This window comes from Kitasatospora sp. NBC_00458 (genome assembly GCF_036013975.1).
In the GTDB taxonomy this organism is placed as follows: domain Bacteria; phylum Actinomycetota; class Actinomycetes; order Streptomycetales; family Streptomycetaceae; genus Kitasatospora.
The window spans coordinates 1218642-1242216 of record NZ_CP107904.1 but is presented as its reverse complement, the minus strand read 5'-3'; the positions used below and the strand labels follow the sequence as shown (position 1 = coordinate 1242216).

General features: G+C 77.2%; 1 protein-coding gene and 1 pseudogene. Both read left to right on the top strand.

What is annotated here, in order from left to right; all coding sequences use genetic code 11:
• The first annotated feature begins 265 nt into the window (after positions 1-265).
• On the top strand, positions 266-9874 hold the full coding sequence (locus OG550_RS04195) for a type I polyketide synthase (protein ID WP_327674626.1): 9609 nt from the start codon (positions 266-268) through the stop codon (positions 9872-9874).
• Positions 9875-9933: 59 nt separating this feature from the next.
• Positions 9934-23316, top strand: a pseudogene (locus OG550_RS04190) (SDR family NAD(P)-dependent oxidoreductase); the annotation flags it as partial.
• Between the last annotated feature and the right edge of the window lie 259 nt (positions 23317-23575).

The following is a 23575-nucleotide window of genomic DNA, read 5'->3' as shown; positions in this document are numbered from 1 at the left end:
TCAGTACGGACCGGTACGAACCGGTGCGGACCGGGGCCCGACGGGGCAGGGGTGGTCCGGGTGCGAGCGGTCCGGGAACCGGTGGCCGGGTGCCCGGGGCCGGGGCCGGAGCGGTGGTCGGCCGCAGGGCCGCGGGGCCGCCGACGGGCCGTCCGATCAGCTCGTTTAGGGGTTCGACAGGGGTTCCATAGGGGCCCCGCGGAGCGACCCGGACGGAACTCTGGGGCCATCACCGAGCAACCGGCCCTCAGGAGTGGAACCCACCATGGCGCGCCTGGACCCCCTCGACCCGTCCGCACCGCAGCCCGGCCCGCCCGAGGCGGTGGCCGTCGTCGGCGTCGCCTGCCGGCTGCCGGGAGCGGCGGACCCGGAGGCGTTCTGGCGGCTGCTCGACACCGGTGCGAGCGCGGTCGGCGCCGTCCCGCCGGAGCGCTTCGCCGGTGGCGAGCCGCCCCGGGCGGCCGGGTGGCTTGACCACGTCGACCGCTTCGACCCCGAGTTCTTCGGCCTCTCCCCGGCCGAGGCGGCCGCGGCCGACCCGCAGCAGCGGCTGGTCCTCGAACTCGCCTGGGAGGCGCTGGAGGACGCGGGCCTCCTGCCCGGGACCCTGGCCGGCGGCCGCACCGGCGTCTTCGTCGGCGCCATCGCCGCCGACTACACCACCCTGACCACCGGGGCCGGCGCGATCACCCGGCACAGCCTCACCGGCCTCAACCGGGGCATCATCGCCAACCGCGTCTCCTACGCCCTCGACCTGCGCGGCCCCAGCCTCACGGTGGACTCGGCGCAGTCCTCCTCCCTGGTCGCCGTCCACCTGGCCCTGGAGAGCCTGCGCGGCGGGGAGTCGGACACCGCCCTGGTGGCGGGCGTCAACCTCAACCTGTCGCCCGACTCGACGCTCACCGTCGACCGGTTCGGCGCACTCTCGCCCGACGACCGCTGCCACACCTTCGACGCCCGGGCCAACGGCTACGTGCGGGGCGAGGGCGGCGTGCTGCTGGTGCTGAAGCCGCTGACCCGCGCGGTGGCGGACGGCGACCGCGTCCACGCGGTGCTGCTCGGCAGCGCGGTCAACAGCGACGGCGCGACCGAGGGCCTGACCGTGCCCAGCGCGGACGCCCAGGCGGCGGTGGTCCGCGAGGCCGCGCGCCGGGCCGGGGTGGCCCCCGGGCTGGTCCAGTACGTCGAGCTGCACGGGACGGGCACCCGGGTCGGCGACCCGGTCGAGGCGGCCGGCCTGGGCGCGGCGCTGGGCGCCGGGCGTCCGGTCGAGCGGCCGCTGCTGGTCGGCTCGGCGAAGACCAACGTCGGTCACCTGGAGGGTGCTTCGGGGATCGTCGGCCTGCTGAAGACGGTGCTGGCGGTGCGCCACCGCCGGCTCCCCGCGAGCCTCAACTTCGACACGCCGAACCCGGACATCCCGTTCGAGCGGCTCGGTATCGCGGTCCGGACCGGGTCGGGGCCGTGGCCGGACGCCGACGGCCGGCTGATCGCCGGCGTCAGCTCCTTCGGCGTGGGCGGCACCAACGCGCACGTGCTGGTGGCGGACGTCCCGGAGACCGCCCCGCCGACGGGGTCCGGTGACGCACCGGACGCCGATGCGGCGCAGGCGGACGCGACGCCGGCGGACGGGGCGCACGAGGAGCTGCCCCGCGAGGACGCGCCCGACGAGGACGCGGCGGACCTGCCCGGCGCCGCTCCGGCCGCCGCCGGCCCGCTGCTCTGGCCGCTCTCCGCCCGCACCCCGGCCGCCCTGCGCGAACAGGCCGTCCGGCTGCGGGAGTTCGCCGACCGGACCGAGCCCGACCCGGTGGCGCTGGGTCGGGCGCTGGCCACCACCAGGACCGCCTTCGAGTACCGCGCCGCCGTCACCGGCACCGACCGGGGCGGTCTGCTCGCCGCCCTCGGCGCGCTCGCCGAGGGCGGCCAGGCCGCCGGCCTGTCCCAGGGGCGCGCCGTCGCCGACGGCCCGGCTCCCGGTGGCACCGGCACCGTGCTCGTCTTCCCCGGCCAGGGCACCCAGTGGGACGCGATGGCCCGTGAACTCCTCGCCACCGCACCGGTGTTCGCCGCCAAGATCGCCGCCTGCGAGGAGGCCCTCGCGCCGCACGTCGACTGGTCGCTCGGGGCGGTGCTCCGCGGCGAGCCCGGCACGCCGGACCTGGAGCGGGTCGACGTGGTGCAGCCCGCGCTGTTCGCCGTGATGGTGTCGCTGGCCGCGCTCTGGGAGTCGGCGGGCGTCCGGCCCGACGCCGTGATCGGGCACTCGCAGGGGGAGATCGCCGCCGCCCACGTGGCGGGCGCGCTCTCGCTGGAGGACGCGGCCGCGGTGGTCGCGCTGCGCTCCCAGGCCATCGCCGGACTGGGCCTGACCGGCCGGGGCGGCATGGCGGCCGTCCCGTTGCCCGCCGAGGAGGTCGCCGGGCGGATCGCCGGGCGGTCGGAGGAGCTCGGGATCGCCGCGGTCAACGGCCCGTCCGCGACCGTGGTCTCGGGCGACCGCGAGGCCGTCGCCGACCTGGTGGAGCAGTACCGGGCGGAGGGCGTGCGGGCGAAGCCGGTGCCCGTCGACTACGCCTCGCACTCGGCGCAGATGGAGCCGCTGCGGGAGAGCCTGCCCGTCCTGCTCGCCGGGATCCGCCCGCGGACCTCGTCCGTCGCCTTCTACTCGACCCTCACGGGCGAGCGGTTCGACACCGCCGGGCTCGACGCCGGCTACTGGTTCCGCAACCTGCGCGGCACCGTCCGGCTGGAGACCGCGGTGCGCGCGGCGCTGGCCGCCGGGCACCGGGCCTTCGTGGAGAGCAGCCCGCACCCGGTGCTGACGGTCGGGCTCGGGCAGCTGACCGACGGCGTGGCGGCGGTCGGCGGCACGCTCCGCCGGGACCACGGCGGGCTGGCCCAGTTCCACGGCGCGGTGGGCGAACTCTTCGCCCGCGGCGGCGTGGTGGACTGGTCGGCCCTCTACGGCCCGGGCGAGCGGCTGACCGGACTCCCCACCTACGCGTTCCAGCGCCGCCGGCTCTGGCTGGCCGGTGGCGCCGCGGGCCTGCCGACCGGGCCGGTGCCCGCCCACGAGGCGCCGGAGTACGGCGACGCGGCCCTGGCCGGCGCCCTGATCGAGGACGGCCCGGGGGCGCAGGCCCCGGGCGCGGACGCGCTGAGCGAGGAGGCCGCCCTGGCGGCGGTCCGCGCGGGCGCCGCGATCGTGCTCGGGGAGCCGGGCGGCCCGGACGCGGTCGACCCGGACCGCACCTTCAAGGACCTCGGCTTCGACTCCGTCGCGTCCGTCGAGTTCCGTGACCGGCTGGCCGGCACGACCGGCCGCGCCCTGCCGACCAGCCTGGTCTACGACCGGCCCACCCCGCGCGCCGTCGCCGCCTTCCTGACCGAGCGGACGGGCACGCCCACGGCCGCCGCCGCCGTCACCGCCTCCGCGGCGCGCGCCGCCGGGACCCCCGACGAGGACCCGGTCGCGATCGTCGCCCTGAGCGGCCGCTGGCCCGGCGGCGCCGACACCCCCGAACAGCTCTGGGAGCTGCTGCGCGCCGGCCGCGACGCCATCGGCCCGTTCCCGGAGAACCGGGGCTGGGACCTCGACGCCCTCTACGACCCGGACGGCGAGCGCCCCGGCAGCTCCTACACCCGGCAGGGCGGGTTCCTCTACGGCGCCGACGAGTTCGACGGCGCGTTCTTCGGCCTCGCCCCGCGCGAGTCGGCCGCGACCGACCCGCAGCAGCGCCTGCTGCTGGAGTCCGCGTGGGAGCTGACCGAGCGCGCCGGGATCGTCCCGGCCTCCCTGCGCGGCAGCCGCACCGGCGTGTTCGTCGGCGTCATGCCGCAGGACTACGGGCCGCGCCTGCACGAGACGCCCCCCGGCTACGAGGGGCACGCCCTGACCGGCACGCTCACCAGCGTCGCCTCCGGCCGGCTGGCCTACGCGCTGGGCCTGGAGGGCCCGGCGATCACCGTCGACACCGCCTGCTCCTCGTCGCTGGTGGCGATCCACCTGGCCGCGCAGGCGCTCCGCTCGGGGGAGTGCGACCTGGCCATCGCGGGCGGGGCGACGGTGATGTCCTCGCCGGGCATGTTCACCGAGTTCAGCCGCCAGCGCGGACTCGCCCCCGACGGCCGCTGCAAGCCGTTCGCCGCCGACGCCGACGGCACCGCCTGGGCCGAGGGCGCCGGGCTGGTCCTGCTGGAGCGGCTCTCCGACGCCCGCCGGCGCGGGCACCGGGTGCTGGCCCTGGTCCGCGGCAGCGCGGTCAACCAGGACGGCGCCTCCAACGGGCTCACCGCCCCCAACGGCCCCGCCCAGGAGCGGGTGATCCGCCAGGCCCTCGCCAACGCGGGACTGACGGCCGGCCAGGTCGACGCGGTCGAGGCGCACGGCACCGGCACCGCGCTGGGCGACCCGATCGAGGCCCGCGCACTGCTCGCCACCTACGGCCAGGACCGCGAGCACCCGCTGCTGCTCGGCTCGGCGAAGTCCAACATCGGCCACACCCAGGCCGCCGCCGGCGTGACCGGGGTGATCAAGCTGGTGCAGGCCCTGCACCACGGCGAACTGCCGGGCACCCTGCACCTGGACGCGCCCTCGCCGCACGTCGACTGGACGGCCGGTGACGTCCGCCTCCCGGACCGCACCACGCCCTGGCCCGAGACGGGCCGTCCGCGCCGGGCCGCCGTCTCCTCGTTCGGGATCAGCGGCACCAACGCCCACCTGATCCTGGAGGCCCCGCCGGCCGGGACCGTCGCGCGCACCCCCGACCCGGCCGCCGCCGGGGCACCGGACGGGCACGCCCCGCTGCTGCTCTCCGCCCGCACCGGACCGGCCCTCCGCGCCCAGGCCGCCCGCCTGCTCGACCTCGCCGGCCACGGCGCGCCCGGGGCCGCCGCCCCCGGCCTCGCCCGCGCCCTGGCCACCACCCGCACGCACTTCCCGCACCGGGCCGCCGTGCTCGGCGCCGGAGCCGCCGAGCGCGCCGACGCCCTGCGGGCGCTGGCCGACGGCCGCGAGGACGCCCCCGGAGTGCTCAGCGCCACGGCGGCCCGGACGCCCCGGCTGGCCTTCCTCTACTCCGGCCAGGGCAGCCAGCGCGCCGGGGCCGGACGCGAACTGTACGACACCGAACCGGTGTTCACGGCCGCGGTGGACGAGATCGCCGGACTGTTCGAACCGCACCTCGCCGTACCGCTGAAGGACGTCCTGTTCGCCGCCCCCGGCACCGACCGGGCCGAACTGCTGGACACCACCGCCTACACCCAGCCCGCGCTGTTCACCCTGCACGTCGCGCTGCACCGGCTGGCGACGGACGCCTACGGGCTGCGCCCCGCCCACCTGATCGGGCACTCGATCGGCGAGCTGAGCGCCGCCCACCTGGCCGGCGTGCTCACGCTGCCGGACGCCGTCGCGCTGGTCGCCGCCCGCGGCCGGCTGATGGAGGCGCTGCCGCAGGGCGGCGCGATGGCCGCCGTCCGGGCCACCGAGGCCGAGGTGGCGCCGGAGCTGGACGGGCGGGTGTCGGTCGCCGCCGTCAACGGGCCCGGTTCGGTCGTCCTCTCCGGCGACGGCGACGAGGTCCGCCGGCTCGCCGAGTCCTGGCGGGCGCGCGGGCGGCGGGTCAAGCTGCTCACCGTCGGGCGGGCCTTCCACTCGCCGCACATGGACGCCGTGCTGGACGAGTTCCGCGCGGTGGCGGAGGAGCTGACCTACCACCAGCCGCGCATCCCGGTCGTCTCCAACCTGACCGGGGCCCTCGCCACGGCGGCCGAGCTGACCGACCCCGGGTACTGGGTCCGGCACATCCGCGAGGCGGTCCGCTTCCACGACGGCGTCCGCACCCTGGCCGGGCTCGGCACCACCGCCTACCTGGAGCTCGGGCCGGGCCCGGTGCTCACCGCCCTCGCCGAGGAGAGCCTCGCCGAGGAGAGCGCCGCGGAGGCGGGCCGCGATGAGGCGGGCCCCGCCGGCCCCGACACGCCGCGGGCGCTCGCCGCCCTGCTGCGCGCCGACCGGCCCGAGCCGGCGACCGTCGCCGAGGCGCTCGCCCGCCTGCACGTCCACGGCGTCCCCGTCGACTGGGACACCGCCCTGCCCGCCGGCCCCACCCGCACCGACCTGCCGACCTACCCCTTCGAACGCCGCCGGCACTGGCTCGACCAGCCCGCCGGCCGGGCCGCCGACGCCGCCGGACTCGCCGCCACCGGCCACCCGCTGCTCTCCGCCGCCACCGAACTCCCCGACGGCGAGGGCTGGCTGCTCGCCGGACGGATCTCGCTGCGCACCCACCCGTGGCTGGCCGACCACACCGTCGCCGGCACCGTCCTGCTGCCCGGCACCGCCTTCCTCGAACTCGCCGTCCAGGCCGCGCTGCGGGCCGGCGCCGCCCACGTCGAGTCGCTGGACCTGGCCGCCCCGCTCGCGCTGCCCGCCACCGCGGGCATCCGGCTCCAGGCGCTGCTCGGCGCCGCCGACGGCGAGGGCCGCAGGCCGCTGCGGATCCGCTCCCAGCCGGACACCCAGGGCGCCGACGGCGCCGAGTGGACCACCCACGCCACCGGCACGGTGGCCGACCGGGCACCCGCCGCCCCCGGTGCGGACACCGCCGCCTGGCCCCCGGCCGCGGCCGCCCCCCTCGCCCTCGACGACGCCTACGACCGGCTCGCCGAGCGCGGCTACCAGTACGGCCCCGCCTTCCGCGGCCTCGCCTCCGCCGCCGCCCTCGGCGAGGACCGCTACGCCGAGATCGCCCCGACGGCCGCCGACGCCGACGCCTACGCGCTGCACCCTGCCCTGCTGGACGCCGCCCTGCACGCCGTGGTCCTGGACGCCGAGCGGACGGTCCTCCCGTTCTCCTGGCGGGACGTCACCGTCCACCGCTCCGGCGCCGCCGCCCTGCGGGCCCGGATCACCCCGGCCGGCCAGGACACCGTCGCCCTGGAGCTCACCGACCCGGCCGGTCTCCCGGTCGCCACCGTCGGCGCGCTCACCCTGCGCGCCCCGGCCGCCGCCGGCCCGGACTCGCTGTACCGGCTGGACTGGCAGCCCCTGGCCTTCGACGGCACCCCGGCGACCGGCTGGGCCGTCCTCGCCGACCGGGGCCGGGACGCCCGCCCGCTCGCCCCGGCGGGGGAGCACCCGGTGCTCACCGACCTCGCCGCGGCCACCGCCGGGCAGACCGTGCTCGCCCCCGTCCGCACCGCCGAGCAGGCCCTCGCCCTGCTGCACACCTGGCTGGACGGCGAACGGACCGGCACCCTCGTCCTGGTCACCGAACACGCCGTCGCCACCCACCCCGGCGAGGACGTGCCCGACCCGGCCGCCGGCGCCGTCTGGGGCCTGGTGCGCAGCGCCCAGGCCGAACACCCGGACCGGTTCACCCTGGTGGACGTCGACGCCGCACCGGAGGCCGCCGGAACCACCGACCCGTCCGCCGCGCTCTCGACCGCACTGTCGACCGCCATCGGCTCGGGCGAACCCCAACTGGCCCTGCGTGCGGGGGAGATCAGCGTCCCGCGGCTGGTCCGCACCCGGCCCGCCGACCTCCTCGACCCCGGCACCGCCCCCGCCTGGCGGCTCGACACCACCACCCCCGGCAGCCTCGACTCGCTCGCCCTGCTGCCCGCCCCCGAGGCCGAACGCCCCCTCGCCGCCGGGGAGGTGAGGATCGCCCTGCGCGCCGCCGGACTCAACTTCCGCGACGTCCTGATCACCCTCGGCATGTACCCGGGCGGCGCCAGCATCGGCGCCGAGGGCGCCGGCACCGTCCTGGAGACCGGCCCCGGCGTCACCGGACTCCAGCCCGGAGACCGGGTCATGGGCCTCGTCCAGGGCACCCTCGGACCGATCGCCGTCACCGACCACCGGCTGCTCGCCCGCATCCCCGACGGCTGGAGCCACGCCCAGGCCGCCACCGCCCCCGTCGCCTTCCTCACCGCCTACCACGGCCTCTACGACCTCGCCGGCCTCAAGCCGGGCGAGACCGTCCTGATCCACGCCGCCACCGGCGGCGTCGGCCAGGCCGCCGTCCAACTCGCCCGCCACGGCGGCTCGGTGGTGCTCGCCACCGCCGGCCCCGGCAAGTGGGGCGTGCTCCGCGGCCTCGGCCTGGCCGGCGACCGGGTCGCCTCCAGCCGCACCCTCGACTTCGAGGAGTCCTTCCGGACCGCCACCGGCGGCCGCGGCGTCGACGTCGTCCTCAACGCACTGGCCCGCGAGTTCACCGACGCCTCGCTGCGCCTGCTCTCGCCCGGCGGCCGGTTCGTCGAGATGGGCAAGACCGACCAGCGCGACCCGGCCACCGTCGCCGCCGACCACGACGGCGCCGCCTACCTGGCCTTCGACCTGTTCGACGTCGACCCGGACCGGATCGCCGCCATCCTCGCCGAACTGTCCGGACTCTTCGAGCGCGGCGAACTGCAGCCGCTGCCCGTCCACGCCCAGTCCGTCCGGCAGGCTCCGCAGGCACTGCGCAGGCTCAGCCAGGCCCGGCACACCGGAAAGCTCGCCCTCACCCTGCCGACCGGGCTCGCCGACGGCGGGACCGTCCTGGTCACCGGCGGCACCGGCGCCCTCGGCCGGCTGGTCGCCCACCGCCTCGTCACCCGGCACGGCGTCCGCCACCTGCTGCTGGCCGGCCGCAAGGGCGCCGACGCACCCGGCGCCGCCGGACTCCGCGACGAACTGACCGCGCTGGGGGCCACCGTGACCCTCGCGGCCGCCGACCTGGCCGAGCCGGACGCCGTCGCCGCGCTCCTCGCCGCCGTCCCCGCCGACCACCCGCTGACCGCCGTCGTGCACACCGCCGGTGTGCTGGACGACGCCGTGCTCGGCTCGCTCACCCCCGAGCGGCTGCGCACCGTCCGGCGGGCCAAGGCCGACGGCGCCTGGCACCTGCACCGCGCCACCGCCCACCTCGACCTCGCCGCATTCGTCCTCTTCTCCTCCGCGGTCGGCCTCCTCGGCAACCCCGGCCAGGCCAACTACGGTGCCGCCAACGCCCAGTTGGACGCACTCGCCCAGCACCGGGCGGTCCGCGGCCTGCCCGCCGTCTCGCTCGCCTGGGGCCACTGGGCCGAGGCCGGCGGCATGGCGGCCGGACTCACCGCAGCCGAGACCGAACGCCTCGCCGCCACCGGCCTCGCCCCGATGACCAACGAGCAGGCCCTCGCCCTCTTCGACGCCGCGCTCACCACCCCCTACCCCGCCCTGGCGGCCGCCCGCCTCGACCCGGGGCCCGTCCCCGCCGACCGGCTCGCCCCCGTCCTGCGCGGACTCGCCCGGCAGCGCCCCCGCCCGGCCGCGGCCGGCGCCGACGGACCCGCCGCCCTGACCGCCCGGCTCACCGGACAACCGCCCGCCGAACAGGAGCGGCAGCTGCTCGCCCTGGTCCGCTCCACCGCCGCCGCCGTCCTCGGCCACCCGGACGCCACCGCGATCCAGAGCGACATCGGCTTCATGGACAGCGAGTTCGACTCCCTCGGGGTGATCGAACTGCGCAACCGGATCAACACCGCGACCGGTCTGCGACTGCCCACCACCGCCCTGTTCGACCACCCCACCCCGGCCGCCCTCGCCGCCCACCTGCGCGACCGGCTCGCCCCCGCCCCGGAGCCGCGACAGGCCGACCCGTCAGCCGACTTCGACCGGCTGGAGCAGGCCCTGGCCGCCCTCGGCGACGACCCCGACGCCCGGGCCGGCGCCGCGGCCCGGCTCACCGCGCTGCTCGCCGCCCTGGGCGTACCGGTCACCGCGGCCGGACCGGCCGACCCGGCGGCCCCCGAGGCCGACGACGGCCTCGCCGCCCGCATCACCGACGTCAGCGACGACGACATCTTCGACTTCATCGACAACGAGCTCGGCATTTCCTGAGAGAGGCCAACGCAGAGATGAGCACCAACGAGCAGAAGCTCCGCGACTACCTCAACAAGGTCGCCGCCGAGCTCCACCAGACCCGTCAGCGACTGCGCGACGCCGAGGCCAAGGCGGCCGGCGGCGGCACCGAGGAGCCGATCGCCATCGTCGGCATGGCCTGCCGCTTCCCCGGCGGCGCCGACACCCCCGAGGCCCTGTGGCGGCTCGTCAGCGACGAGCGCGACGTCGTCGGCCCGTTCCCCGCCGACCGCGGCTGGGACCTCGACCACCTCTACGACCCCGACCCCGCCAAGCCCGGCCGCAGCTACGCCCGCGAAGGCGGATTCCTCTACGAGGCAGGCGAGTTCGACGCCGACTTCTTCGGCATCTCGCCGCGCGAGGCGCTCGCCGCCGAACCCCAGCAGCGCCTCCTCCTGGAGACCGCCTGGGAGGCCCTGGAGGACGCCGCGATCGACCCCGCCACCCTGCGCGGCAGCCGCACCGGCGTCTTCGCCGGCGTCATCGCCCAGGAGTACGGGCCGAGCATGCACCACCTGCCGGCCGAGCAGACCGACGGCTACGTGCTCACCGGCACCACCACCTCCGTCGCCTCCGGCCGGATCGCCTACAGCCTCGGCCTGGAGGGCCCGGCCGTCACCGTCGACACCGCCTGCTCCTCCTCGCTCGTCGCGCTCCACCTGGCCGCCCGCTCGCTGCGCTCCGGCGAGTGCTCGATCGCCCTGGCCGGCGGCGCCACCGTGCTCTCCGCGCCGGGCATGTTCATCGAGTTCAGCCGCCAGCGCGGGCTCGCCCCCGACGGCCGCTGCAAGCCGTTCGCCGCCGCCGCCGACGGCACCGGCTGGGGCGAGGGCGCCGGCCTGCTCGTCCTGGAGCGGCTCTCCGACGCACGCCGCAACGGCCACCGCGTGCTCGCCGTGCTGCGCGGCTCCGCCGTCAACCAGGACGGCCGCTCCAGCCAGCTCACCGCTCCCAGCGGCACCTCCCAGCAGCGCGTCATCCGGGAGGCGCTCGCCTCCGGCGGGCTCACCGCCGCCGACGTCGACGTGGTCGAGGCGCACGGCACCGGCACCCGGCTCGGCGACCCGATCGAGGCCCAGGCGCTGATCGCCACCTACGGGCGGGCGCACAGCGGCGAACAGCCGCTCTGGCTCGGTTCGGTGAAGTCCAACATCGGGCACACCCAGGCGGCGGCCGGGGTGGCCGGGGTGATCAAGTCGGTGCTGGCGATCCGGCACGGCGTGCTGCCGCGCACCCTGCACGTGGACGAGCCGTCCCCGCACGTCGACTGGTCGGACGGCACCGTCCGGCTGCTCACCGAGCGGCAGGAGTGGCCCGCGCTGGACCGGCCGCGCCGCGCCGCCGTGTCGGCGTTCGGCGTCTCCGGGACCAACGCGCACGTCATCGTCGAGCAGGCCCCCGACACGGCCACGGGCGCCGCCGCGGCCGCGCCCGAGGTGCTGCCCTACGTCCTCTCCGCCCGCACCCCCGAGGCGCTCGCGGCCCACGCCGTCCGGGTCGCCGACCGGCTCGCGGGCGGGCACGGCGACGGGCTCCCGGGCCCCGACCCGGTGGCCGCCGCCCACACCCTCGCCACCGGCCGCGCCGCCCTGGAGGAGCGCGCCGTCCTGGTCGCCCCGGTGGGCGCGGCCGGCGGTCTCGCGTTCGGCGGTCTCGGGGCGGGCGGTCTCGGGGTGGACGGCCTCGCGGCGCTGCGCGGCCTCGACGGCCCCGGCGTGGTCCGCGGCCGCGCCGGCACCCCGGGCCGCACCGTCTTCGTCTTCCCCGGCCAGGGCTCCCAGTGGACGGGCATGGCAGCCCGCCTGCTCGACACCGAACCCGTCTTCGCCGAGGCCCTGACCCGCTGCGCCGAGGCCCTCGCCCCGCACACCGACTGGTCGCTGCTCGACGTGGTCCGGGGCGCGGCCGACGGCCCCGACCCCGACCGGGTCGACGTCGTGCAGCCCGTCCTGTGGGCCGTGATGATCTCGCTCGCCGAACTCTGGCAGGCCTACGGCGTCCGCCCCGACGCCGTCGTCGGCCACAGCCAGGGCGAGGTCGCCGCCGCCTACGTGGCCGGCGGGCTCGGCCTGGACGACGCCGCCCGGATCGTCGCTCTGCGCGCCAAGCTGCTCGCCCGGATCTCCCACAAGGGCGGCATGGTCTCGGTCTCCCGCCCGCTCGCCGAGGTCGAGCAGCGGATCACCGCCTGGCCCGGCCGGCTCTCCATCGGCGTCGTCAACGGCCCCCAGGCCACCGTGGTCTCCGGCGACCTCGACGCCCTCGCCGAACTCACCGAGGCCTACACCGCCGACGGCGCCACCGTGCGCCCCGTCAACATCGACTACGCCTCGCACTCGGTGCAGACCGAGGCCCTGCGCGAGGAACTGCTCGCCCTGCTGGCCGAGGTCAGCCCGCGCGCCGGGACCGTCCCGCTGCTGTCCACCGTGACCGGTGAGTGGCAGGACACCGCCGCACTGGACGCCGGCTACTGGTACCGGAACCTGCGCCACACCGTCCGGTTCGAGCAGGCCACCCGCCGGCTCGCCGAGTCCGGCCACACGGTGTTCGTCGAGGTCTCCCCGCACCCCGTGCTCACCGGCGCGATCGAGGACACCCTGGACGCCGCCGGGGTCGCCGACGCCGTCGTCACCGGCTCGCTGCGGCGCGGCCGGGGCGACCGCGACCGCTGGCTCACCTCCGTCGCCGAGCTGTACGTGCGGGGCGTGGCCGTCGACTGGTCGGCCGCCTTCCCCGGCGCCCGCCCCGCCCACGCCGACCTGCCCGGCTACCCGTTCCAGCGGCAGCGGTACTGGCTGGACGCCAGCCGCTCGCCCGAGAACCTGTCGGCGGCCGGCGCGGGTGCCGGTGCCGGGCCCGCCGGGGACAGCGTGTTCTGGGACCTCGTCGCCGGGCAGGACGCCGGGCGGCTCGGCGAGGCGATCGGCGTGGACGGCGACCGGCTGGTCCCCGTCCTGCCCGCGCTCGCCTCCTGGTGGGACCGCCGCCGCGCCGCCACCGCGGCCGACGGCTGGCGCCACCGCCTCACCTGGCGGGCGGTCACCGTCCCGGCGGCGCGTGCGGCCGGACGCTGGCTGCTCGTCGTCCCGGAGGACGTGGCGCCGGCCGTCGGCGAGGGCACGGCCGGGACGGCCGGCGGAACCGCGGCCGGGCTGCCCGGGGCGGCCGGATCCGACTGGGCCGAGGGGCTCCGCGAGGCGCTCGCCGCGCTCGGCGGCACCGTCGAGGTGCTCGTCGGCGGCGTCGACCGGGCCGCGCTCGCCGCGGCCCTCACCGGGGCGTTCACCGGCTCGGCGGCCCTCACCGGGGCGGCGGACCGCGCGGGCTCGGCGGACCGCGCGGGCGAGGGCGGCGGAGCGGCCGCCGAGGCGGCGCCGGTCACCGGCGTCGTCTCGCTGCTCGGCCTGCACCCCGGCCGGCACCCCGAGCACGACGACCTGCCGTGGGCGCACGCCGCCCAGGTCGCGCTGGCCCAGGCACTGGACGACACCGGCCTGGCCGCGCCCGTCTGGTACCTCACCCGGGGCGCCGTCGCCACCGGCTCCACCGACCCCGTCACCGACCCCGAGCAGGCCCTCGTCTGGGGCTTCGGCGCGATCCTCGCGGCCGAGCAGCCGGCCCTCTTCGGCGGGCTCCTCGACCTGCCGGCGGCGCCCGACCGGCGCACCTGGCAGCAGGCGGCCGCGCTGCTCGCGGACGCCTCCGGGGAGCGGGAGGTCGAGCTGGCACTGCGCCCGGCCGGAGCCTTCGCCCGCCGCCTGGTGCCGGCCGCGCCGGTCGCCGCCGTCCCCGCTGCGGCGCCCGGGGCGCCCGGGGCGCCCGGGGCGGACGGTACGGCGGAGGGTGCCGACGACACCACCGACACCACCACCACCGACACCACCACCACCGACACCACCACCACCGGCGGCACCGGCGACGGCACCACCGGTGACCGGACGGCGGGCCGGCCGTGGGAGCCGCGCGGCACCACCCTGATCACCGGCGGCACCGGCGCCCTCGGCGGGCACGTGGCCCGCTGGCTGGCCGGCCGCGGCGCCGAGCACCTGCTGCTGGTCAGCCGGCGCGGCGCCGACGCCCCCGAGGCGTCCGCCCTGGAGGCCGAACTCCTCGCCCTCGGCACCCGGGTGACCTTCGCCGCCGCCGACGTCGCCGACCGGGCGGCGCTCACGGCCGTGCTCGACGCCGTCCCCGCCGAGCTGCCGCTCACCGCCGTCGTCCACACCGCCGCCGCCCTGCACGACGGCCTCATCCCCACCCTCACCCCCGGGCAGCTCGCCGCCGCGCTGCGCGCCAAGGCCGGCGCCGCCCGGCTGCTGCACGAGCTGACGGCCGGGCACGAGCTGTCCGCGTTCGTCCTGTTCTCCTCGCTGGCGGGCGTCGCCGGCATCCCCGGGCAGGCCAACTACGCGCCCGGCAACGCCTACCTCGACGCACTCGCCGCCGAACGCCGCGCCGCCGGCCTGCCCGCCACCTCGATCGCCTGGGGACACTGGGCGGGCGCGGGCATCGCCGCCGACGGCGCCGAGCAGCAGCTGCTCCGGCACGGCCTGGCCTCCCTGCCGCCCGTCCAGGCCGTCGAACTGCTCGGCCAGGCACTGGACCACGACGAGAGCCACCTGGTCGTCGCGGACGTCGACTGGCCGGCCCTGTTCCGCGACCGGCCCCACCCGCTGGTCGCCGAACTCGTCCCGCGCGGCACCGCCGCCACCGCCGCCTCCCCGGCGGCCGCCGCGGAGGGCGACGCACTGGCCCGCCTCGCCCCGCTGCCCGCCGCCGAGCGGCGCCGCAGCCTGCTCGGCCTCGTCCGCGCGGAGGCGGCCGCCGTCCAGCGGCACCGCTCGGCCGACGCCGTCGACCCGGCCAAGGCCTTCGGCCAGCAGGGCTTCGACTCGCTGACCGCCGTCGAGTTCCGCAACCGGCTCGGGGCGCTCACCGGCCGCCGGCTGCCCGCCACCGTCGTCTTCGACCACCCGACGCCCATCGCGCTCGCCGACTGGCTGGCCGGCGAACTGTGGGGCGCCGACGAGCCGTCGGACACCCTGCCCGCCGGCGGCACCGCCGCGGCGTCCGGTGCGGGCACCGGCCCGGCGGCCGACGTCGACCCGATCGTCATCGTCGGCATGGCCTGCCGCTACCCTGGCGGCGTCGCCTCGCCCGAGGACCTCTGGCGACTGGTCTCGGACGGCGTCGACGCGCTCACCGAGTTCCCCGCCGACCGCGGCTGGAACCTCGACACCCTCTACTCGCCCGACCCCGACCGGCCCGGCACCTCCTACGCCCGGCACGGCGGATTCCTCGACGGCATCGGCGAGTTCGACGCCGAGTTCTTCGGCATCCCGCCGCGTGAGGCGCCCGCGATCGACCCGCAGCAGCGCCTGCTGCTGGAGACCACCTGGGAGGTCTTCGAGCGCGCCGGCATCGACCCGACGGCGCTGCGCGGCAGCCGCACCGGCGTCTTCGCCGGCATCTCGGGCCGCGACTACGCCGGCGCCGCCCAGCACGTCCCGGCGGAGCTGGAGGCCTACCTCGGCATCGGCAACGCGGGCAGCGTCGCCTCCGGCCGGATCTCCTACACCTTCGGCTTCGAGGGCCCGGCGGTCACGGTCGACACGGCCTGCTCCTCCTCGCTGGTCGCCCTGCACCTGGCCGCGCAGTCGCTGCGGTCCGGCGAGTCCGACCTCGCGGTGGCGGGCGGCGTGCTGCTGATGACCACGCCGACCACGTTCGTCGAGTTCTCCCGCCAGCGCGCGATGTCTCCCGACGGCCGCTGCAAGGCCTTCGCGGCGGCCGCCGACGGCACCGGCTGGGCGGAGGGCGTCGGGCTGCTCCTGGTCGAGCGGCTCTCCGACGCACGCCGGCTGGGCCACGAGGTGCTGGCGGTGCTGCGCGGCTCGGCGGTCAACCAGGACGGCGCCTCCAACGGCCTGACGGCCCCGAGCGGTCCCTCGCAGCAGCGGGTGATCCGGGCGGCGCTGGCCGGCGCGGGCCTGGGCACCGCCGACGTGGACGCGGTCGAGGCGCACGGCACCGGCACCACGCTCGGCGACCCGATCGAGGCGCACGCGCTGCTGGCCACCTACGGGCAGGGCCGTCCGGCGGACCGTCCGCTCTGGCTGGGGTCGGTGAAGTCCAACATCGGGCACACCCAGGCGGCGGCCGGGGTGGCCGGGGTGATCAAGTCGGTGCTGGCGATCCGGCACGGCGTGCTGCCGCGCACCCTGCACGTGGACGAGCCGTCCCCGCACGTCGACTGGTCGGACGGCACCGTCCGGCTGCTGACGGAGGCCCAGGAGTGGCCGGACGCGGGCCGTCCGCGCCGGGTGGGCGTCTCGGCGTTCGGCGTCTCGGGGACCAACGCGCACGTCATCGTCGAGCAGGCGCCGGAGCCCGCGGCCGTCGTGGTTCCGGCCGCCCGGCCGGAGTCCGCTGCGGCTCCTACGGCGGAGTCCGCCGTGGCGCCTGACGGTGCGTCTGTCGGTGCGACCGCCGTGGTGGCGTCGGTTGCGCCGTCCGTGGTGCCGTTCGTGGTCTCGGCGCGCTCTCCCGAGGCGCTGCGCGAACAGGCCCTGCGGATAGCCGAGTTCGCCGAGTCCGCCGTCGGCTCCGGCTCCGGCTCCGGTTCGCCGGTGGACGTCGCGCAGTCGCTGGTGACGGGGCGTGCCGCCCTGGAGGAGCGGGCCGTCGTCCTCGGGGACGCGGGCGCGCTGCGCGACCTCGACGGTCCGGACGTCGTCCGTGGCACCGCCGGCTCCGGTGGTCTGGCGTTCCTGTTCTCGGGGCAGGGGAGTCAGCGGGTGGGTATGGGTCGTGAGTTGTATGGGTCGGAGCCGGTGTTCGCTGCTGCGTTCGATGCGGTGGTGGGGGCGTTGGGGTTGCCGGTGGGTGAGGTGATCGTTTCGGGTGTGGGTTTGGATGAGACGGGGTGGACGCAGCCGGCGTTGTTCGCGGTGGAGGTGGCGTTGTTCCGTTTGTTCGAGTCGTGGGGTGTTCGGCCTGATTTCGTGGCGGGGCATTCGATCGGTGAGTTGGCGGCTGCGCATGTGGCGGGGGTGTTGTCGTTGGAGGATGCGGCGGTTCTGGTGGGGGCGCGGGCTCGTTTGATGCAGGCGTTGCCGGGTGGTGGGGCGATGGTGGCGTTGGAGGCGTCGGAGGAGGAGGTGCGGGCTGTTCTGGTGGCGGGGGTGGATGTCGCGGCGGTGAATGGTCCGTTGTCGGTGGTGGTGTCGGGTGATGAGGTGGGGGTCGAGGAGGTTCGGGGGCGTTTTGCGGGTCGTCGTTCGCGGCGGTTGCGGGTGAGTCATGCGTTTCATTCGGGGCATTTGGATGGGATGTTGGCGGAGTTCCGGGTGGTGGCGGAGGGGTTGGAGTTTCGGGCGCCGTCGATTCCGGTGGTGTCGAATGTGACGGGTCGGGTGGCGTCGGCGGGGGAGTTGGCGGATCCGGGGTATTGGGTGCGTCAGGTGCGTGAGGCGGTGCGTTTTGCGGATGTGGTGGGGGAGTTGGCGTCGGAGGGTGTTTCGACGTTCGTGGAGTTGGGTCCGGACGGGACGCTTGCGGGGTTGGTGGAGGGGATTCTCGACGGTCCGGTGACGGTGGCTGCGTTGCGGCGGGATCGTGCGGAGGCGCGGACGGTGGTGGGGGCGTTGGCGCGGATCCACGTCCAGGGCCACCGCGTCGACTGGACCGCACTGTTCGGCGGCGAGCGCCGTCCGCGTGTCGACCTGCCGACCTACCCGTTCCAGCGCCGCCGCTACTGGCTGGAGAACGCCACCCGGACGGGGAACGCGGCCGGCCTCGGTCTGGCGGCCGTCGAGCACCCCGTGCTCGGCGCGGCCGTGGCACCGGCCGGCTCGGCGGGCCTCCTGCTCACCGGCAGCGTCTCGCTGTCCACCCACCCCTGGCTGGCCGACCACGTCGCGCTGGGCACGGTGCTGGCGCCCGGCGCGGCACTGGTCGAGCTGGCGATCCGGGCGGGCGACGAGGTGGGGGCGAGCACGCTCGACGAACTGGTCGTCGAGGCCCCGCTCGTCCTCCCGGAGCGCGGTGCGCTGCAGCTCCAGGTGGCCGTCGGCGAGGCGGACGGGACCGGCCTGCGCTCCGTGACCGTCCACTCGCGTCCTGCCCCGCAGGCGGGCCGGGGCGAATATGTAGACCGATCGGCAGATTCCGTTTCTGTAGACCGGTCTGCCGATTCCTCGCCTTCCTCTGTAGACCGGTCGACATATTCCGGCGAGTGGACCCGGCACGCGAGCGGACTGCTCTCCACCGCGTCCGTCGCCGCCGAAACCTTCGCCTGGCCGCCCGCCGACACCGCCGAGCGGCTCTCCCCGGAGGAGGCGTACGCGCTGCTGGCCGCCGTCGGGTTGGACTACGGGCCCGCGTTCCGGGGCCTGCGGGAGGTCTGGCGGGACGGTTCCACGCTCCACGCGACGGCCGTCCTGCCGGAGCAGCTGACCGCCGACGCGGCCCGGTTCGGCCTGCACCCCGCCCTGCTGGACGCCGCCGCCCAGCTGCCCGCCCTCGACGGCGGTACGGGCGACACGGCCGGCGACACGGCCGACGGCACAAGCGGTGCCGTCGTCCGCCGGCTGCCCTTCGCCTACCGGGGCGTCACCCTGCACGCCTCGGCCGCGACCGAGCTGCGGATCCGCGTGACCGTCACCGGCCGGGACACCTACACCCTGGAGGCCACCGACCCGGCGGGCCGGCCGGTGATCTCGGTCGCCTCGCTGGTCACCCGGCCGGTCCAGGAGGAGCAGCTGGGCACCGCACCGGCCGTCGGCCGGGACACCCTCTTCGCCGTCGAGTGGCCCGAGTCGACGGCCGAGGCCTCCGACGAGTCCGCCTGGGAGCCGCTGCACGCCGAGGGCGACCTGTCCGCCACGCTGGCGGCGGTGCAGTCCTGGCTGGCGGACGACTCCCGCGAGGGCGTCCGCCTGGTGGTCCTGACCCGCCACGCGGTCGCCGTCGACGACACCGAGACGCCGGACCTCGGGACCGCCCCGGTCTGGGGCCTGCTGCGCTCGGCCCAGTCCGAGTTCCCGGACCGGATCGTCCTGGTCGACACCGACGGCACGCCCGCCTCCGAGGCGGCGCTGGCCGCCGCGGTGGCCGGCGGCGAGCCGCAACTCGCCCTGCGCGAGGGCACGGTCCGCGTTCCCCGGCTGGTCCGGGCGGCCGTGCCCGAGGTCGGTGCGGACCGGCCGTGGAACACGGAGGGCACGGTGCTCGTCACGGGCGGCACCGGCACGCTCGGGGCGATCCTGGCCCGGCACCTAGTGGCCGAGCGCGGGGTGCGGCACCTGCTGCTGCTCTCCCGCCGCGGTGCGGACGCGCCCGGCGCCGCCGCGCTGCGGGACGAACTCGCCGCACTGGGCGCCTCGGTGACGATCGCGGCCGCCGACACCGCCGACCGCGAGGCGCTGGCCGCCGCGATCGGCGCGGTCCCCGCCGAGCACCCGCTCACGGCCGTGGTCCACACCGCGGGCATCGTCGACGACGGTGTCCTGACCGCCCTGACCCCCGAGCGCCTCGCGGCGGTCTGGGCCCCCAAGGCCGACGGCGCCCGGCACCTGCACGAGCTCACCCGCGGCCACGACCTCGCCGCGTTCGTCCTCTACTCCTCCGTCGCCGCCGTCCTCGGCAGCCCGGGGCAGGCCAGTTACGCCGCGGCCAACACCTACCTCGACGCGCTCGCCGCGCACCGCCGCTCCATCGGCCTGCCCGCCCAGTCCCTGGCCTGGGGCCAGTGGGAGGAGGCCAGCGGCATCACCGGCCACCTCACCGCCGCCGACCACGCGAGGCTGGCGCGGTTCGGCATCCGGCCGATCGGTTCGGCCGAGGGTGTCCGGCTGTTCGACGCCGCCCAGCGGCTGTCCGAGCACGCCGCCCTGGTGCCGTCCCCGCTGGACCTCGCCGCGCTGCGCGGTCGCCCCGTCCCCGCGCTGCTGCGCGGCCTGGTCCGCCCGGCCCGGCGCACGGCCGGAACCGGCGGACCGGCCACGGCGGCCGGCGGGGCGACGCTCGCCCAGCGGCTCACCGCACTGCCGGACGACGCCGAGCGCCAGGCGGCGCTGCTCCGGCTGGTCCGCGAGGAGGTGTCCGCCGTGCTCGGCACCGACGCCGAATCGGTCGGCGTCCAGCGGTCGTTCACCAGCCTCGGCCTGGACTCGCTGACCGCCGTGGAGCTGCGCAACCGGATCACCGCCGCCACCGGGCTGCGGCTCTCCGCGACCCTGGTCTTCGACCACCCCAGCCCGACCGCCCTCGCCGACCACCTGCGCGGCGAGCTCCTCGGCACCCTCGCGCCCGCCGGACTCCCGGACGACGCCGCGGCGTTCCGGGCCCAGGCCCCGGCGGCGCGGATCGACGAGCCGATCGCCATCGTCGGCATGGCCTGCCGCCTGCCCGGCGGAGTCGCCACGCCGGAGGAGCTGTGGCGGCTGGTCGCCGAGGGCCGGGACGCCGTCAGCGAGTTCCCGGACGACCGCGGCTGGGACCTCGACGCGCTGTACGACCCGGACCCGGACCGCCCGGGCACCTCGTACACCCGGCACGGCGGGTTCCTGGAGCGCCCGGCCGACTTCGACGCCGCCTTCTTCGGCATCTCGCCGCGCGAGGCGCTCGCCACCGACCCGCAGCAGCGGCTGCTGCTGGAGACCAGCTGGGAGGCCCTGGAGAGCGCCGGCATCGACCCGGCGACCCTGCGCGGCAGCCGGACCGGTGTCTTCGCGGGGGTGATGTACCACGACTACGCGCCGCGCGTCCGCGAGGTCCCGGCGGAGCTGGAGGGCTGGCTGGGCAACGGCACGGCGGGCAGCGTGGCGTCCGGCCGGATCTCGTACTCCTTCGGGTTCGAGGGCCCGGCGGTCACGGTCGACACGGCCTGCTCCTCCTCGCTGGTCGCCCTGCACCTGGCCGCGCAGTCGCTGCGGTCCGGCGAGTGCGACCTGGCGCTGGCGGGCGGGGTGGCCGTGATGTCCACCCCCACCACCTTCGTCGAGTTCTCCCGCCAGCGCGCCCTCTCCGCGGACGGCCGCTGCAAGGCCTACGCCGGTGCGGCGGACGGCACCGGCTGGGGCGAGGGCGTCGGGCTGCTGCTGGTCGAGCGGCTGTCGGACGCGCGGCGCAACGGCCACCCGGTGCTCGCCGTGGTCCGGGGCAGCGCGGTCAACCAGGACGGCGCGTCGAACGGCCTCACCGCTCCGAGCGGCCCGTCCCAGCAGCGGGTGATCCGCCAGGCGCTGGCCAACGCGGGCCTGGGCACCGCCGACGTGGACGCGGTCGAGGGCCACGGCACCGGCACCACGCTCGGCGACCCGATCGAGGCGCAGGCCCTGCTGGCCACCTACGGGCAGGGGCGTCCGGAGGGCAGTCCGCTCTGGCTCGGCTCGCTGAAGTCCAACATTGGCCACACCCAGGCGGCGGCCGGCGCGGCGGGCGTGATCAAGATGGTCCAGGCGATCCGGCACGGCGTCCTCCCGCAGACCCTGCACGTCGACGAGCCCTCGCCGTACGTGGACTGGTCGGTGGGTGCGGTGGAACTGCTCACCGAGGCCCGCGAGTGGCCCGCCGGCGGGCGGCCGCGCCGGGCGGCGGTCTCCTCCTTCGGCGTCTCCGGCACCAACGCGCACGTGATCATCGAGCAGGCTCCGGAGGCGGCCACCGCCGAGCGCGGCACCGCTCCCGCCGTGCTGCCCTACCCGGTCTCCGCCCGGACGGCCGAGGCGCTGCGCGCCCAGGCGGCCCGGGTGGCCGACCTGCTGGCGGTGCCCGCAGGGCCGGACGCGGGAGCACCGGAAGCGGCGCCGTCCGCCGCCGGTACGCCGGACGCGGTGCCCGCCGGACCGGCGTCCGCCGCCGGCCTCCGGGTGGACGTCGCCCACGCCCTGGCCACCACCCGGGGCGGGCTGGAGGAGCGGGCCGTAGCCGTCGGCGACCCGGCCGCGCTGCGTGCGCTCGCCGCCGGGGACCCGGCCGCCGCACTGGTCACCGGCAGCGCCGACGTGACCGGCCGGACGGTGTTCGTCTTCCCCGGCCAGGGCTCCCAGTGGGCCGCCATGGCGGTCGAACTCCTCGACACCGCACCGGTGTTCGCCGCCAGGATCGAGGAGTGCGCGGCCGCCCTGGCCCCGCACACCGACTGGTCGCTGCCCGACGTGCTGCGCGGTGCCCCCGGCGCCCCCGGCCTGGACCGGGTGGACGTGGTGCAGCCGGTGCTCTGGGCGGTGATGGTCTCGCTCGCCGAGCTCTGGCAGGCGCACGGCGTCCGGCCGGACGCCGTGGTCGGCCACAGCCAGGGCGAGATCGCGGCGGCCGTGGTCGCCGGAGGCCTCTCGCTGGCCGACGGCGCCCGCGTGGTGGCCCTGCGCAGCCGGGCCATCCTCGCCCTCTCCGGGGCCGGCGGCATGGCCTCGGTCGCGCTGCCCGCCGCCGAGGTCGGCGAGCGGATCACCGCCTGGGACGATCGGCTCTCCGTCGCGGTGGTCAACGGCCCGTCGGCGACCGTCGTCTCCGGCGAGCCCGAGGCGCTGGCCGAACTGGTGGCCGGCTACCGGGCGGAGGACGTCCGGGCCCGGCTGATCCCGGTCGACTACGCCTCGCACTCCGCCCAGGTGGACGGCCTGCGAGAGGAGCTGCTCGACCTGCTGGCACCGGTCCGCCCGCGCACCGGGGACGTCCCGCTGCTCTCCACGGTCACCGGCGACTGGGTCGACACGGCAGGTCTGGACGCCGAGTACTGGGTGACCAACCTGCGCGAGACGGTCCGCTTCGAGGAGGCCACCCGGCGGCTCGCCGAGTCCGGGCACACGGTCTTCGTCGAGGTCAGCCCGCACGCCGTGCTGACGGTGCCGATCCAGGAGACCCTCCAGGCGGCGGACGCCGCCCGCCGCTCGGTGGTGGCGGGAACGCTCCGGCGCGACCACGGCGGGCTGGACCGGTTCCTGCTCTCCGCCGCCGAGTTGTGGGTGCGCGGCGTGCGGGTCGACTGGCCCGGCCTGTTCGCCGCCGCCCGGCCGCGTCCGGTCGCGCTGCCCAACTACCCCTTCCAGCGGGAGCGGTACTGGCTCGACGCGACCGTCACCAACACGACGGTCACCGCCTCCGTCGTCCAGGCGGGGTCCGCGACCGACGGCCCCGCGCCGTGGGTGGCCCGGCTGGCCGCGCTCGACGAGCCGGAGGCACGCGAGGCGACGCTCCTCGACCTGGTCCGCCGGGAGGCCGCGGCCGTGCTCGGCCACGCCGACACCAGCAGCGTGGCCGCGGACAAGGCGTTCCGGGAGCTGGGCCTCAGCTCGCTGACCGCCGTCGAACTGCGCAACCGGATCAGCGCCGGCACCGGCCTGGACCTGCCCGCCACGCTGGTCTTCGACCACCCGACCCCGGCGGCCGTCGCGGAGTACCTGCTCGCCGAACTGCCCAGCGGGGAGCCCGGGTCGGAGATCGGCGCGCTGGAGTCGCTGGCCGCGCTTGAGCGGGCCCTGGCCGGCCCGGGCGCGGAGCGCGCCTCGGTCCTGGCCCGGTTGAAGGCACTGGTCGACCGCTGGGACGCCGGTCCCGCGGACGGGCCGGGCGACGACGGGTTCGACGACCTGGACCTGGAGAACGCCACCGACGAGGAGCTGTTCGCGCTGATGGACCGCGACGCGTCCCCGTCCGACACCCACTGACGGCCGT

Excerpts from the sequence above, each read along its gene's own strand:
- OG550_RS04195 (WP_327674626.1), top strand. The coding sequence starts at position 266 with ATGGCGCGCCTGGACCCCCTCGACCCGTCCGCACCGCAGCCCGGCCCG.